General features: G+C 62.0%; 10 protein-coding genes. 6 read left to right on the top strand and 4 right to left on the bottom strand.

The window, feature by feature from the left end:
- Positions 1-10 precede the first annotated feature (10 nt).
- Complete coding sequence (locus RAM60_RS09515; RefSeq protein ID WP_510639659.1) at positions 11-1,237, top strand: FAD-linked oxidoreductase, L-gulonolactone oxidase family; 1,227 nt, start codon at positions 11-13, stop codon at positions 1,235-1,237.
- The gene (locus tag RAM60_RS09510; protein ID WP_369026977.1) at positions 1,237-2,379 is read left to right on the top strand and encodes a DSD1 family PLP-dependent enzyme; all 1,143 of its coding nucleotides are present in this window, start codon (positions 1,237-1,239) and stop codon (positions 2,377-2,379) included. Before RAM60_RS09515 ends, RAM60_RS09510 begins: the two co-directional genes overlap by 1 nt.
- A gap of 67 nt (positions 2,380-2,446) precedes the next feature.
- Here RAM60_RS09510 and RAM60_RS09505 read toward each other — a convergent pair whose 3' ends face one another.
- Both RAM60_RS09505 and RAM60_RS09500 read right to left on the bottom strand, forming a co-directional pair.
- Complete coding sequence (locus tag RAM60_RS09505; RefSeq protein ID WP_369026978.1) at positions 2,447-3,757, bottom strand: sigma-54-dependent transcriptional regulator; 1,311 nt, start codon at positions 3,755-3,757, stop codon at positions 2,447-2,449.
- Positions 3,754-5,322, bottom strand: a complete 1,569-nt coding sequence (locus RAM60_RS09500; RefSeq protein WP_369026979.1) for a sensor histidine kinase — start codon at positions 5,320-5,322, stop codon at positions 3,754-3,756. Before RAM60_RS09500 ends, RAM60_RS09505 begins: the two co-directional genes overlap by 4 nt.
- 349 nt (positions 5,323-5,671) lie before the next feature.
- On the opposite strand from RAM60_RS09500, the gene RAM60_RS09495 reads away from it, so the two are divergent.
- From RAM60_RS09495 to RAM60_RS09480, 4 genes are all read left to right on the top strand, one after another.
- On the top strand, positions 5,672-7,024 hold the full coding sequence (locus RAM60_RS09495; RefSeq protein ID WP_369027351.1) for a dicarboxylate/amino acid:cation symporter: 1,353 nt from the start codon (positions 5,672-5,674) through the stop codon (positions 7,022-7,024).
- Between the two features lie 209 nt (positions 7,025-7,233).
- A complete protein-coding gene (locus RAM60_RS09490) occupies positions 7,234-7,986 on the top strand; it encodes an alpha/beta hydrolase (RefSeq protein ID WP_369027352.1) in 753 nt (250 codons plus the stop codon).
- A complete protein-coding gene (locus RAM60_RS09485) occupies positions 7,983-11,021 on the top strand; it encodes a TonB-dependent receptor domain-containing protein (protein ID WP_369026980.1) in 3,039 nt (1,012 codons plus the stop codon). Before RAM60_RS09490 ends, RAM60_RS09485 begins: the two co-directional genes overlap by 4 nt.
- Positions 10,996-12,213: a M14 family metallopeptidase gene (locus tag RAM60_RS09480; protein ID WP_369026981.1), complete on the top strand. Its 1,218-nt coding sequence runs from the start codon at positions 10,996-10,998 to the stop codon at positions 12,211-12,213. Before RAM60_RS09485 ends, RAM60_RS09480 begins: the two co-directional genes overlap by 26 nt.
- On the opposite strand, the gene RAM60_RS09475 is transcribed toward RAM60_RS09480, so the two are convergent.
- Together RAM60_RS09475 and RAM60_RS09470 are read right to left on the bottom strand one after the other, a co-directional pair.
- Positions 12,210-12,974 (bottom strand): SDR family NAD(P)-dependent oxidoreductase, encoded by a 765-nt coding sequence (locus tag RAM60_RS09475; protein WP_369026982.1) that lies wholly within the window; start codon positions 12,972-12,974, stop codon positions 12,210-12,212. The two genes, RAM60_RS09480 and RAM60_RS09475, sit on opposite strands and share 4 nt — an antisense overlap.
- A 78-nt stretch (positions 12,975-13,052) precedes the next feature.
- Positions 13,053-16,001 (bottom strand): TonB-dependent receptor, encoded by a 2,949-nt coding sequence (locus RAM60_RS09470; RefSeq protein WP_369026983.1) that lies wholly within the window; start codon positions 15,999-16,001, stop codon positions 13,053-13,055.
- Positions 16,002-16,131 lie beyond the last annotated feature (130 nt).

The following is a 16,131-nucleotide window of genomic DNA, read 5'->3' as shown; positions in this document are numbered from 1 at the left end:
GTCAGGCAGCGTGAACGCAGATGGGGAGGTCCACTTCCCACGGACCGAGGAAGAGCTCGGCGCGCTGGTGCGGACGGCGCGAACCGTCAGGCCCACCGGTGCGGGACATTCATTCATGCCGCTTTGCGCCAGTGACGACGTCATCGTCAGCCTCGCCCAGCTGGAATCTCGCCTGACCATCGCCTCCGACAGGAAGACCGCCCGGATCCCCGCAGGCTGGAGCATCAAGCGCCTGACGCAGGAGCTCTGGAACGATGGGCTGGCGCTGGCAAACCAGGGCGACGTCAATCCGCAGTCGCTTGCCGGTGCGATGGCAACTGGAACCCACGGAACGGGCAGGGAACTGGGCAATCTCGCCACATTTGCCCGCGGCTTCCGTCTTGTCAGGGCGGACGGCACCGTAACCTGGTGCGATGCGAATACAGAGAGTGACCTGTTCGAAGCCCAGCGCCTATCGCTGGGGATGTTCGGCATTGCGACGGAAATCGAGTGCGACGTGGTCCCAGCCTATCACCTGGCCGAACGGATCGAGAAGCTACCTTGGGGCGAGGTGCGCGAGAAGTATTTCGAGCTGGCAACCGAACTGCGCCATGTCGAGTTCTGGCTCTTTCCGCATGCCGACACGGTCATCCTCAAGACGCTGGAGCCATGTGATCCCTGCGACCCGCCGCCGACGACGACGGACATGGAAGAGGACAGTTTCCGTCGCCTGCTCAACATCGGCGCGATTGTTCCCCCGCTTGTGCCCACCCTGCAACGCCTGATCATGCGATCGAACATGAACGGGCGGCGCAGAGGACCCGCGCACACGATCTTTCCTTCCGACCGCACAATTCCCTTCGAGGAAATGGAGTACGAGATGCCCCAGGCGGTCGGGCTGGAAACGCTGGAAGAAGTTGTCATCTGGATCCGCAAGAAGCGGCTGCCGGTTTCATTCCCCTTCGAGTTTCGCATCGTCGCTGCCGATGACATCTGGATGAGCCCGATGAATGCGGGTCCGGTCGCGGCGATATCGATGCACCAGTATGCCAAGATGCCATGGCGCAATCTGTTTGCGGATGCAGAGGCAATCTTCCGCGCCCATGGAGGAAGGCCGCACTGGGCAAAGCGCCATACGCTGAGGCGTGACGAAGTCGGTGCGCTCTATCCCATGGCAGAGCGCTACCGCGAGGTGCGCCGGACGGTCGATCCTGACGGCAAGTTTCTCAACCCGCACCTCGAAGAATTGTTCGGCTGATGGACGACCGCGAACTGCATGAGCACCTGATAGGCCAGCAGGGATCGCGGGCCGCGCTCAACACGCCTGTGCTGGTGCTCGATCTCGACCTGCTCGAGCGCAACATCGCCGCGATGCAGGCAAAGGCGACGGACAAGGGAGTGGCGCTGCGCCCGCATGCCAAGACGCACAAGAGCGTCGACATCGCGCACCGGCAGATTGCCGCCGGCGCGGTGGGGGTGTGCTGCGCCAAGATCGGCGAGGCCGAGGTGATGGTCGACGCGGGGGTGGCAGGCGTGCTGATCACCTCACCCGTGGCTGCGCCTGCCGCAATCGAACGTCTGGCGAACCTTGCCATCCACTCAGAAGGACTGATGGCGACAGTCGACCACCCGCAGGTCGCCTGGGCTATCGACGAGGCACTGGCCCGCAGCGATGCGAGTCTCGATGTGGTGATCGATATCGATCCCGGTATTCGCCGCACCGGCGTCGCATCGGTCGAAGCGGCCGTCGAATTGGCGCGAACGATCGCCGATTGCGGGCGGCTGCGCCTGCGCGGCGTGCAGTTCTATTGTGGCATGCAGCAGCATATCGAGGATTTTCCTGCCCGCCGGGCCGCCATCGAGGAGCGCACGAGTTACCTCCAAGGCGTCTTGGGTGCGCTGTCCGAAGCTGGCTTTCCGCCCGAGATCGTCACCGGTTCCGGCACCGGTACCCACGCCATCGACCTTGCGCTGGGGGTGTTCACCGAACTCCAGACCGGATCCTATGTCTTCATGGATACGCAGTATCTCGACTGCGACCTCGACGGCAGCGGGAAGGCTCCCTTCGAGACCTCGCTTGCGGTCGACGCGCGCGTGGTCAGCGCCAATCACAGCGCCCTGGTCACGATCGATTCCGGCTTCAAGTCGCTGTCGACCGACGGCGGATCGCCGCGGGTCGGCAAGGGTGCGTCGCCCGATACGGTCTTCGCCTTCATGGGCGACGAACATGGCGCGCTGGTGGGCCCGGATATCGGCACTCGCCTTCGCCCGGGGGATCCTGTCAGCCTGGTGGTGCCCCACTGCGACCCGACCGTGAATCTCTACGACCACTACCACGTGGTCCAAGGCGACACGCTCGTCGACATCTGGCCGGTCAGCGCGCGCGGACGGGCGCGCTAGTCTTCGAGCCCGATCAGACTCCGCTGTCTCGGCGGGGTTTGGTCGTTTCCGTTGATTCTTTGCGTGCTCAGTTGTCGCGAAACGCGGCGGGCAGGATGCCGTGCTTTCCTAGTTTGTCGTAAAGCGTTTTGCGCGGGATCGAGAGCGCACGTTGCACTTCACCAACGTTGCCTCCGGTTTTTGCGAGGGCATCCTCGAGAACCGTCCTTTCAAAGGCGGCTAGCATGTCCCGGAGGCTGGAGCCCGTTGCTTGCGCTTCCCCGGTGTCCGCCATTCGAGTCAGACCGAGTACGAGGTTTTGCGCGTACATGCGCAGTTCGCGAAAATTGCCAGGCCACGAGTGTGTCAGCAGGTGATGCCACTCCGCTTCTGTCACCGCTTCGGCTTCGCGCTCGAACTCACGTTCGAATTCCGAGACAAAGCGGCGAAACGTGGATGGGATATCTTCTCGCATTTCGCCAAGGGAGGGCAATGCGATGGTGATGCCCGTCAGCCTTTCCGCGAGAGGGTTGCCCGCCAATACTGATCCGTCACGGGCCGTAGCGATAATGCGAAGGTCGACACTGCGCGGATTGGCCGCGCCCAGGGCCAGAAAACTTCGATTGTCGACGAGGCCGGCGAGACGTGCCTGCGCGGCGAACGGGATCTGGTCGATGTCTTCCAAGACAAGGGTGCCCCCGTTGGCACGTTCAATCATCCCCGATCGCGAAAGCGCCACAGAGGGGTCTCGACCATATAGCAGCAAGTCTGCCTCGGCGTTAGCGAACAAGCCGGGGTCGACGGTTACGAAGGCGCGCCCAGAACGGGCGCTTCGTTCATGGATTTGCCGGGCTCTATGGCTCTTGCCTGACCCGGGACCACCCCGCAGCAAAAGGTCCGCGTCGGTTCGTGCCACTTCATCCGTGATTGCTTCAAGCCGCCGTGCTGCAGCGGATTGCACCGAAGTCGCCCTGCTGGTTTCTCCGTCCAGCTGGGCACGCAACTTGCGGTTCTCGAGGACCAGGGCACGCTGTCGCAGCGCCTGCCTGACCGCATGGGCAAGACGGGCGATCGAGTAAGGCTTGGTAAAAAAGTCTGCAGCACCGTCGCGCATGGCGCCGACGGCCATCTCGATGTCGCCGTGCGCCGTCGTGAAGATGACTTGCAGTCCGGAATCGATCGCCCGCAGTCGTTGAAAGAACTCAAGCCCATCAAGCTTGGGAAGCCTGACGTCGCTGACGACCACGCCGGGAAAGTCAGGAGTGAGCAATCGCAACGGTGTTTCCGCTTCCGCGAAGGCGACAACCGCAAACCCTTCGAGCTCGAGTGCCTGAGTGGCGCTTGCGCGCAGCGCGTCATCATCCTCCACCAGGAGCACCTGTATCAGCAGGTCTGTCACAGCGACCTCGGTATGATCATGGTGAAGCAGGTTCTGTTGGCGCGCGGAGCAAAAATCAGGTCTCCGCCGAGATCACGCATGATGTCGCGCGAAATGACCAGGCCCAAGCCAAGACCATCTTGTTTCGTCGTAGCAAAGGGGTGGAAGAGCTTTTCCTTCTGCCGCTCGTCGATCCCACTGCCTTCATCCAGGACGTGGAGGCGCACATCACGCTCGGCAATAGTGAGTTCGATAGATACCCGTGCCTCGGGGCCGCTCGCATCGAGTGCATTCTGGAGCAGGTTGACCAGGACCTGCTCCAGCCGGACGTGTTCGGCGGCCACTTCGACGTCAAGAAGTTCCGCAGGGGGGAGCAATATTCCCGCCTCACGCGAAACAATGCGATCATGTAGCAGCAGCAAAGCCCCTTCGATGATCTCGCGGATCGCAGCGACGCGCGGCTCGGCGGGATTCCGCCGGCTGAATCTTCGCAACTCGCCCGTAATCCGCCCAATCCGGTCAGCAAGCCGGGTAATCTCGCGAAAGTTTGCCGCAGCCTCTTCAGAGCGACCGGAGGTGACGAGCTTTTCTCCGGTTTCGGCGAAAAGGCGGAGCGCTGCAACGGGCTGCCCGATCTCATGGTTCACACCGGCGGATATCTGACCCAGCGTCGCCAGCCGGTTCGCTTGCGAGAGCTGGTCGCGCAGGATGGCCGTCCTTTCTGCGACCACTGCCGCCTCCCTCGTCCGGTGACGACGCCGGACAAGCAAGGCGGCAATGGCAAGGGCACCAAGCGCAGCCAGTGCAAGGACGAAGGCCAATCTCCCGGTCGCCACGGCCGCAGCGATGCGTGGGCTTGGGTCGACGAAAAGGTGGAGGTCCCAACCCGCGGGAGAAATTGTCTGCTGTGCTTCGACCAGGGGGACTTGGACAATCTCCCCGCCGCGGTCGCGCCGGTCGATTTCCAGAGCTGGTAGCTTGCTCAGCCCGAATTGCTTGAGATCGAGATCGAGGTCGCGTTCCTTGGCCTCATTACCGGGAAGGATATGGAACCGCCAAGACGGATCGCTTGCAAGAAGGACGACGCCATCGGCGTCGGTCACGTAGACGCCGCGTGTCGTGCGCCGCCAACTGTCTTCCGTGGCATCGAATTCGACCTTAACGGCGACAATGCCCGAGGGTTTTCCGGCCGGACCGATGCGGCTGGCGATATAGAGACCCGGCTTTCGGCTCACGGTGCCCAAGGCGAATTGGGTCGCCGACCCGCGTTCGATCGCCCGCTTGAAATAGTCGCGGAACGCGTAGTTGGAACCTACGAAGCTGGTCGGAAGATTCCAATTGCTCGCGGCAAGCGTACGTCCGTCGCGCTCCATGACATAGATTGCTGCGGCATCGGACTGGGTCGCCAGGGTTTCCAGCCTTCGGTTGAGCGATGCCGCCTCGCCAAGGTCGCCTTCCACGAGGGCCTTCACCTGCGGGTCTCTCGTAAGAGCCATAGGCAGCAGGCTGAATTTATCGAGTTCGCTGTTGAGGCTGGCAGCAAGGATCGCGGCTTCGTTGCGCGCCGCGTTCGCTTCTTCGCCCACAGCCCGGCTCCGCATCGCCGAGTCCGTGACCCAGAGGCCACCCCAAATGACAGTCGCGACTCCGGCCAAGAGTGCCGCCCAACGCGTGACCTGGATGAGTTTCGTCTTGCCCCCCATGGATATGCAATGTGCGGAAATCCGCACAATTAGCAATCGTCATGTGCGGTTTTCCGCACAGACAGCTCGATTGGTCAGCATAAGTATCTGAAAATACGTTGATGATAGTTCGGCCTCGGCAAGGTTGCCGATTCCTCTGCCAGCATTGCACAATCTTCCCGAGAACGCGCCCAGACGCGAACACAGGGAGGGAAACTTGGTCGCAAGCCACGGTGCAGCGGCAGCTGCGCAAATGCCGCAAGGTCGCACGCCAATTTACAAGCGTCTCTATGCCCAGGTCGTTGCGGCGATCATCGTCGGCGCGCTTGCTGGGCATTTCTTCCCGGAGTTCGGCGCATCCCTGAAACCGCTTGGTGATGCTTTCATCAATCTCGTGAAGATGATCATCGCGCCCGTCATTTTCGTCACCGTCGCAACCGGCATCGCGGGCATGAAGGACATGTCCTCGGTCGGCAGCGTTGCGTGGAAGGCGTTCGCCTATTTCCTGTTTTTCTCGACCCTCGCGCTGATCGTGGGCCTTGTCGTTGCGAACGTGGTGCAGCCGGGCGCAGGACTGAACATCGATCCCGCAACGCTCGATACGGAGGCCGTCGCGAACTACGCGAGCACGGCCGAGGAGACGACGATCTCGGGCTTTCTGCTCGGCATCATACCCACGACCTTTTTCAGCGCCGTCACCAGCGGGTCGATCCTCCAGGTGCTCCTGGTCGCCATACTCAGCGGCGTTGCCATCGCCGCGACGCGCCCGCACAGCGACCTGGTGTACGACGTGCTGGGCTCGTTCAGCCAGGTCATCTTCAAGCTGGTGCACATGCTCATGAAGCTGGCGCCGATCGGGGCCTTCGGTGCCATTGCGTTCACCATCGGCGAGTTCGGCATCGGCTCGCTTGCAAGCCTCGCCGCGCTCGTGGGCACTTTCTACCTGACTTCGCTTGTCTTCGTACTCGTCGTGCTGGGCACCATGGCGTGGGCGACAGGCTTCTCCATTTTCGCACTGATCAAATATCTGCGCGAAGAGCTGCTGCTCGTTCTGGGTACCTCGTCGTCGGAAGCGGCATTGCCGAGCCTGATGGAGAAGATGGAGATTGCCGGTTGTCGGAAGACGGTGGTCGGTTTGGTGGTGCCCACGGGGTATTCCTTCAATCTCGACGGCACGAACATCTACATGACTCTTGCAGCGCTGTTCATTGCGCAGGCGGTGGGCATCGACCTGTCGCTGGGCGAACAGGTCGCACTGGTTCTCGTCGCGATGATCAGTTCGAAGGGAGCGGCCGGTGTGACAGGCGCTGGTTTTGTCATCCTCGCCGCTACCCTTTCGGTCGTGCCCTCGGTTCCGGTGGCGGGCATGGCCCTCATCCTCGGCATCGACCGCTTCATGAGCGAGTGTCGGGCCCTCACGAATTTCATCGGAAACGCAGTGGCCACCATTGTCGTCGCGCGCTGGGAAAACGCGCTGGATCGCGAAAGACTCGTCGCGGCCTTGGCCGGCAATCCGATGCCTCTCCCGGAACAGGATATCGAAAGGCACGAGCGGAGCGGACCGCATAGCGAAGCGATCGACGCCAAGCTCGGGGGGCTCGCGTGATCGGAAGGCGCCAATTCCTCTCTGGCGTCACCGTCGCAGGGTGCGTGGCGGGGGTAGCTCTGACCCCCGCCCGCATCTTCGCGCACGAAGTCGAGGACATCCCTCTCTGGCCCGGCTCGCCTCCGGGGCGGGGTCAGGTGAGGGGACCCGAGAAGATCGGTGGTGAGGGTGCCGGATACGGTGCGGTCTCCAACATTTCGACCCCACGGATGAGAGTTTACCGTCCGAACCATTCCAACGGCCGAGCCGTGCTCGTTTGTGGCGGTGGAGGCTATTTCCGCATCCAATTGTGGAAGGAAAGCACGCCGATCGCGCTCTGGCTGCAGAACCGCGGCTACACAGTGTTCGAGCTCCTTTACCGCCTTCCCAACGACGGCTGGGAAGCATCGGCCCCGTTTGCGGATGCCCAGCGCGCAATGAAGATCATCCGCGCGCGCGCCGCGGACTTCGGCATTCGACCCGACGCGATCGGTATCATGGGCTTTTCCGCTGGAGGTCACCTCGCAGGCTTCACCGCCCTCCAGCCTTCGCGCGCGCTATATTCTGGAGCTGATCGATTCGAGCAGGCAAGCGCACGTCCGGACTTTGCCGCCCTGCTTTTTCCTGTCGTCTCGCTTCGCAAGCCGTTCGACACCACGCGGACACGCAAGGAGATCATCGGCGAGAAGCCGACGCGCGAGGCCGAAGACGCCTGGTCGCTCGATACCTACGCGACCAAGGATGCGCCGCCGACCATCATTTTTTCGGCGGCCGACGACCCGATCACGCCGCCCGCACACGGCATTTCCCTGTTCCAGGCATTGCGCGCCAAGGGGGCGCCAGCGGAACTTCATATCTTCGGCGAGGGAGGTCACGGTTGGGGCCTGGGAACGCCGGATCAGACATTGAGCCAGTGGCCCGAACTGTTCGCCGCGTGGCTTGAAACGCAACTGAGAAAGAATGTTCGGGAGGAAGAACAATGAACATCGCGACCATGAGGAAACTCGTCCTGTTGTCGGGCACCAGCCTGCTGGCATCGGCAACGATCGCCAGTGCGCAGGAAGTGCCGGCACCGGCAGCGGCAGCGGATGAAACGGAAGAACCCACGATCCTCGTTACCGGCACGCGCATCCAGGGCGCGCAGATAAACGACGTCCTGCCCGTGACCGTACTCGACGAAGAAGCGATCGCGAACACCGGCGCGTCATCGGGTGACGAGCTGTTCCGGGCCATCCCGCAGGCGGGTACGGTGGCCTTCAACGAGCAGAACGCAACCACCCAGAACAGCGCACGCGGCGACGTCGGCTCGATCAACCTGCGTGATCTGGGGACCGGAAACACGCTCCTCCTCATCAACGGGCGGCGCATGACACTGCACCCGGGCTTCCAGACCGAGTTGCTCGTGCCTGTCGTCAGCTCCGACACCAATGAGATCGCGCCCGGTAGCGTGAGGCGGATCGAGGTCCTCCGCGATGGTGCATCCGCCATTTATGGTGCCGACGCGGTCGCGGGTGTGGTCAACACCGTGCTCAAGGGCGACATGACCGGTGGTTTTGTCGAGGGCGACTACCGCATGTCCGACGGCACCAGCCTCTACAGCTATCGGCTGAGCGGTGGCTATGGGTTCGATTTCGGCGGCGGTCGGGGCAATATCACCGTCTATGGCGGCTATTTCTACGAAAACGGCATGCCGACCTCGGAACGGTATTACGCTGCGGACGAGAACCGCCTACCCCTGGTGGTGGGCACCGACTTCGAAGGCGACGCCTCGTTCAACAATCGCAACACGTTCGGCCCGTTCGGTCAGTTCGATATCCAGGCACCGTCCAGCCGCACTCCGATTGGGGACGACGATTTCTACCTGCAACCCGATTACTTCCCCAATTGCAGGCTCGATTTCGGCAATGGCATTTGCGCCCGCAACGGGACGACGCCCACGTCCGACGTACGCTACAACCAGAATTATGATGGCACGCTGATCAGCGAAAAGAAGCGCTACAACGCGATGGCGCTGCTGAGCTACGACCTCACCGATAACATCGAAGCCTATTTCGAGGGCAGCTACTACCGCTCGGAAAGCCGGCGCAACAACGAGGCCTCCGCCATCCTGGGCGCCACGCCGTTTCGCATTTCGCGGAATGCCTACTGGAACCCCTTCGGCCCGGTCGGCAGCCCCAATCGCCTTACCGATCCCCGTATTACCATCGCCGCGGGCGGGGCCGACATCGACCTCGAGCGTTATCGTTTCGTCGATATCGGCAGTCGTGATGTCACGGTGGACAAGGATGTCTTTCGCCTCGTCGGCGGGTTCCGCGGGAATTTCGGGTCGTGGGACTTTGACACCGGCTTCCTCTACTCGGAGGCGGACGTAGTCGACCTTGCGCGTAACCGTGTGTCCATGACGTTGGCCCAGGCGGCGATCAATCGCACCACACCGGACGCCTACAATCCCTTCAACGGCGGTTGCCTGGGCGATCCGGGTGAAGGCGATTGCACGCCCAACTCGCAGGCGACCATGGACTCGATGCGTATCGACGTCTTCCGCAAGGGCGGCACTAGCCTTGCCCTTGCGGACTTCAAGGTCAGCCGCGATGACCTGTTCTCGCTGCCCGGCGGCAATCTCGGCGTTGCCGCAGGCGTCGAATGGCGTCGCGAGACGTTCTACGACGATCGCGATCCGCGTCTCGACGGCACCATTACCTTTACCGACAGCATCACGGGCGAGTTCATCGGCAGCGACGTCGTGGGTACCAGTCCGTCGCCGGACACCAGCGGCAAGCGCAATGTCTATTCGGCCTATGCCGAGGTGTTCGTTCCGCTGGTCGGACCAGACATGAACATTCCGCTGGTCGAGGAACTTAACGTCCAGGTGGCCGGTCGCATCGAGCGGTTCACCGACATCAAGGAAACCGCGATGGTCCCGCGTATTGCGGCATCGTGGACTACCGTGCCCGGGGTCACTTTCCGCGGCGCATGGTCGGAAGGGTTCCGTGCGCCGAACCTCGTGCAGGTGAACGACGAGGGCACTACGCGCGTCAATACGCGCGACGATCTCGTCTTCTGCCAGGCGCAGGTCGAGAAGGGGACGCTGACGAACCTTGGTGCATGCCCGGGCGCCAGCACGGTCAGCTTCCGTTCGGGCACCGAAAACCTCGTTCCCGAAGATAGCGAGAGCATCAATCTCGGTGTCGTGCTCGAGCCGGGTTTCCTTCCCGGCCTGACTCTCACTGCCGATTACTGGCGTGTCGAGCAACGTGGACTGGTCGGTACCTTTGGCGACGACAATGCGATCGCGCTCGATCTCTTGCGCCGCCTCAATGGCAGCACCAATCCCAATGTCATCCGCGAAACGCCGACGGCCGAGGACGTCGCGCTGTTCAACGGGACCAGCCTTGCCCCGGCCGGCGAGATCATCCGCGTTCTCGACCCCTATCTCAACCTCGACAGCCGCGTTTCGAAGGGATGGGACTTCGGTCTCTTCTACCGCGTGCCGGACTTCGGTCTCGGCAAGTTCCGTCTGCGTTTCAATGCCGCGCGGCTGGAAAGCTTCGTGCAGTCGGCAGGCCCCGACAGCCAGGAGCTCCTTGCCGGCATCGCAGATGGCAGCTTGCCGGCAGACGTTACGGTTGGCGGTCTCGGCGAACTGCTCGAGATCGAGGGTCGTCCGAAGTGGCGCTTCAGCGGTTCGATCAACTGGGACAGGGGCCCAGTCGATGTGGGTCTCTTCGCCAACTATGTCGGTGAAGTCTGGGATACGAGTGTGACGCGTGACGTGCTGCTCGATACCGACGATCCGAACGGCAACTTCTACCGCGTCGACGACCAGATCACGTTCAACCTTTCGATCTCCTATTCGATCAAGAACGACACGCCCCTCGATGGAACGAGGCTGCGGTTCGCGATCAACAATCTCTTCGACAAGGATCCGCCGCTGGCAGATGAGCAGTTCGGCTATTACAGCGAACTGCACAGTGCACGCGGACGGGTATTCCATGTCGAATTGCGCAAGGAGTTCTGATCGGGACGACAGGGCAGGGCGGGCGCTGCTGGGGGTAGCGCTCGCTCTTGCCATCGGCGGTTGCGCGCCATCGCTTGTTGCTCCCGAGGGACTGCCGGTGGCGCGCGATGCCTGCGCAACCGCATCGGTTACGATTGCTTTCGATTTCGAGGGAGCATCGCAATCGCGCTGCGTAATCGAAGGAGAGCGATCCTTCGCGGTACTGGTGAGCCCCGAACACGCCCCCCCGATCAATCCCAGTCCCTGGTATGCCTTCCGCTACGAAGCGAAGGCAGGCGACCCGGTGACGGTCCGGCTGGATTACCTTGAAGGCAAGCACCGCTATCGCCCAAAGGTCGCAAGTTCGGAGGGTTCCGTGGTGATTGAGCCCGCGGTTTCTGCCGATGGGAAGAGCGCCACCTTCGAACTGCCCGCCGGTGTCGGTACCGTAAGCGGCCAGGAGCTTTTCACTTCATCCCGGTATGCCGGCCTTGCGTCCAGGCTCGCCGCCACCGGAGTGGCGCACAGCGAGGCTATCGGTCTTAGTCGCGATGGTCGGCCAGTAGAGGCGATCCGTCTGGGCGATGAAAACGCCGCCCGCGTAGTCCTGCTCCTCGGGCGAGCCCATCCTCCCGAGGTCAGTGGCGCCGTTGCAATGGAGGCCTTCGTCGAGGAGATCGGCAGTCTTTTCGCGAACGGAAGTATCGATGGAGCGCGTTTCCAGTTCATCGTCATCCCGTTGCTCAATCCGGATGGTGTTGCGCGGGGGCATTGGCGGGCAAATCTGGGGGGGCGTGACCTCAATCGCGATTGGGGAGATTTTACCCAGCCCGAAACCCGTTCGGTAGGCGATCTGCTGAACGGACTTGGCGAAGGCCGCAGCCCGGTGCTGATGGTCGACTTCCATTCAACCAGGGAAAACCTGTTCTACGTCCAGGGCGAGGACGAGACCGATGCCGCAGAGGAGCGTTTCCTCTCAGCATGGCTCGGGTCACGAACGGAAAGCATCGCAGGCTACCCGTTCACCATCGAGCGAAGGAACGCCAATCCGGGCTCTGGAACATCGAAAAACTGGTTCCATGAGACCTACGACATTCCGGCCTACACGTATGAAGTCGGCGACGAGACCGACAGCACTGCTACGTCCCAGGCGGCGAGAGAGCTCGCTCGAGGGCTGGTTCCAGCTCTCGAGGAACTCGCGGCCGCGCGCTAGATCGTCGCTCCACCGTCGACCACGATGGTCTGGCCGGTAGTCCAGCGGGCTGCTGGCGACGCAAGGTAGACCGCAGCGCCCGCAATATCATCGGGTTCCCCGATGCGGCGCATCGCGAGCGCCCGCTCAGTCGCCGCCAGGGCCTCCGGATTATCCCACAGGGCCTTGGCGAAATCGGTCTTCACCAGGCCGGGGGCGATCCCGTTGACGCGGATGCCATGCTTCCCGTTCTCTGCGGCGTAATTGCGAACCAGTTGGAAGTCGGCCGCCTTCGATATGCAGTAGGCCCCAATGGTCGTCGATGCGCGCAGCCCGCCGATCGAACTGATCACTACGATCGCGCCGTCTCCCTTGGTGCGCATGTCGGGCAGGGCAAGCTGGATGAGCCAGTGGTTCGAGATGACATTGTTGTCGAGGATCTTGCGGAACTGTTCGTCGGCAATTCCGTCCATCGAACCATAGTAGGGATTGCTGGCGGCATTGCAGACGAGGATATCGACCGGCCCGAGTGCTGCCTTCGTCTGTGCGAAAAGGTCCTCGAGCTGGGCTTTCTCCGAGATACTGGCAGCAATGGCGACAGCAGTGCCATCACCATGAACCGAATTGATTGCAGCGGCCACTTCTTCGCAGGCGTCCTGCTTGCGGCTCGAGATGACGACCCGCGCGCCCTGTGCGGCGAGACCTTCGGCGATTGCGCGGCCGATACCGCGGCTCGACCCGGTGACAACGGCGATTTTGCCTGTGAGATCGAATGATGACATCGTGCTTCTCCTATTGAGGGCAAAGGAAAAGGGCCCGAAGCGTGAACTCCGGGCCCTTTCTTACCTGGATCGCGTCGATCAGAACTTCGTGCGAAGGCCGATGCGATAGTTGCGTCCGATCCCGTTACCGATGAAGGGGTTGTAGCCGAGCGGCAGGTAAGCCTGAGCCGGCTCTTCATCGAAGATGTTGAGGACCGCTGCGGTCAGCTGCACTTCAGCGAAGGTGATGGGGAGCGTGTAGTTCGCCACCAGGTCATGCTGCGTATAGCTCCCGCTGTTCTTGCCGTAGTTGCTGCCAGCCGGGACACCGGAGATGGCGAAGCAGGGGTCGGCCTTGCAGCGTTCGTCGAACACGCTGTCGATATAGTTCACCGAGTAGCGCAGGTTCAGCCCGCTGGTGTTGAGGTTGACGTAACCGTTGCCACGCCATTCCGGCAGCGTGCCAGGGTCGCGGAAGTAGTTGCCGAAACCGACGGCGTCGTATGACGGTGTGACGAGGATGTCGTTCACGAAGAAGTCGTCGGTCGTGTACTCGATGTTCCAGGTCGCGTTGCCGCCGATCGAGATGACGCCGAAGCCGGCATCTATGTCGTAATTGGCAGCAAAGTCGATGCCACGAACCTTCACGTCCGGACCATTGACGTACTGGGTGCGAACGCGAGCGATATCGAGCCCCGTAGTCGTCCCCTGGGTACAGGCGTTGCCCGAGAAGGTGATCAGGTCGACCAGTTCGCTCGAACAATCGACCGCTGCGGTACCGCTGGTCTGTCCGTTGCCTACGTAGCTGGCAATGGCATCGGCCGGGGTAATGACGATCTGGTCCTTGAAGTCATAGGTCCAGAAGTCGGCGCTGAAGGTCAGCCCACCGGTGTTGACGATAAAGCCGAGGTTGTAGGTAAGCGCGGTCTCCGGCTTGAGATCGGGATTACCGTAAATGTCGACCGACTTGTAGTTGCCGCCGGTCGCGGTCAGTCCCTGCAGCGCCGTCACGAAGTTCGGATCGACGTTGCTGGCCAGAGGGCCGCGGAAGGTGGTGCCGATCGAGCCGCGCAGCGTCAGCCAGTCGGTTGCCTCGAAACGGACAGCCGCCTTCGGATTGATCGTCGAGCCGATGGGATCGCCGTAATCTTCGTAGCGGATGGCTGCAGTCAGCTCGAGATTGTCGAGAATGGGCAACTGCAACTCGGTGAAGAGTGCGTAGACACTCTGGTCCAGCTTCGTCGGGCGGGTGCCGCCGAGGAAGATGAACGGACCCACGCCTTCAGTCGGTGTGCCGACGCAGCTCGTATCGCCTTCACGGAAGCAGGGGTTGATGTTGAGGTTCGACGTGTCGTCGAGCGGACGGCTGATGAAGTTGTTCTTACGGTACTGGGCACCGACTGCGAAGGCGACTTCACCGCCGGGCAGTTCGAAGCCCGTGCCACCAGAAAGGACGGCATCGGCAATCCACTGTTCTTCACGCTGGAAGGTGCCGTTCGGAACCTGCAGCCATGCGACCAGGTCGGGATCGTTCTCGAAACCGGGCTGGTAGTAGGGGTTGGCGATATCCAGCGTCGGGTTCGAAGGTCCGGCAAGGACGAACGGGTTGAACCACTGGCAGCCGTTGGCCCCTGCGGTGGTGCCGGTACAATCTGCACCGCCGAAACCGTTGAGCGCGGCCTGCAGGCGCGAACCGATGATGCCCGGGGCATAGGCCGTACGGGCCGAGCGCCAGTAGGTGCCGTCGAGGTCGAGCACCAGGTTGTCGCCGATGTCGAATTCGAAACCGGTGTTGACGCGCCATGCGTTGTTCTTTGCAAGACCCTGGCCAGCGCCGCGTTCTTCATCACGCGGATTGCCGATGAAGCCGAACGGGCGGTAGTAGACGTTGGTCACGCGGAAGAGCGTGCCATTGGCACCACCCGACTGCGGCAGGCCCTGCTGCGTCAGGAATGCGGCTACCGCCGGGTTGTTGACCGAGGTCGTGAAGGCACTGACGAAGCCGGAACCGTTCGGACCCTGCGTCGGCGGGAAAGCCGGCGAATAGTTCAGGCTCTCGAGATCGGTCTTGGCCCAGAGGGCGCTAGCATGCCAGCGCGCCTTGTCGGACAGGTCCGCATCGGCCTGCGCGTAGACCTGGTAGCGGTCCTCGTCTTCGGTGATGTTGTCGAACGGAATATAGGTGAAGCGACAGACCGGCGGGGTGTTGAAGCCGCCGAGCTCGTTACAGCCCTTGTCCTGCGAGAGGATCGTGTTGACGCCGGTAGAACCGATATACGTCACGGCAAACAGGCCCGGGGTGGCAAGTGCCGAATAGCCGGACGCGTTCTGGTCATACGGCTGGCTGGTATAGGAACGAGCCGTGGTCGAGAGTTCGGACCTGTGCTGCCAGCCGGCACCGACGAGCAGGTTCACATCGCCGAAGTTCTTACCGACCAGCGCGCTGATGTTATAGTTGCCGTCGGAACCGTCGATGAAGGTCCAGTCACCGGCAACTTCCACACCGTCGAAGTTCTTGCGGGTGATGAAGTTGGCAACACCGGCAATCGCGTCGGAGCCATAGGTGGCTGCTGCGCCGTCCTTGAGGATTTCGACCTGCTGCAGGGCGAACATCGGAATGAAGTTCGTGTCGCTGAAACCGTCGCCCGGAGCCTGGATCGTACGCTTGCCGTTGACGAGGACGAGGGTGCGCGTTGCGCCAAGGCCGCGAAGGTTGATCGAGCCATTGCCCTGGAACCCCTGTGCAGCGGTCGAGAACTGGTTGGTATCGCCGAGGACGGAGCCTACCGACGGCAATTCCTTGATCAGTTCGAGCGGCGAGGAGATGCCCTTGTTCTGGAGCTCTTCGTTGGACAGCACGTCAACCGGAAGAGCAGCATCTTCGGGTGTGCCGCGGATATAGGAACCGGTGACGACGATGCGGTCTTCGGTGGCTGCGGTATCCTCGTCTTCTCCGCCCTGGTCCTGTGCAAAGGCCGGCGACGCCAGCAGCGTGGAAACGGCCAGCGCACCGATGGCGCAGGTGTGACGCAATCCAAACTTCCTCATCAGTATCTCCTCTCCTCCGGGCTTGCCCTTCTGAGCACATACCCTCTCGTCGAAATTGAACTGGTGTCCTTGTTTTATGTCAAGGGATAACGGATAAATGTACCCTTCAAAACGTCGATTGCCGTACCGT

It is taken from the genome of Qipengyuania sp. RANM35 (assembly GCF_041021145.2).
Taxonomy (GTDB): domain Bacteria; phylum Pseudomonadota; class Alphaproteobacteria; order Sphingomonadales; family Sphingomonadaceae; genus Qipengyuania; species Qipengyuania soli.
The sequence above is the reverse complement of the archived record's forward strand: the minus strand, read 5'-3'. Positions and strand labels throughout refer to the sequence as shown.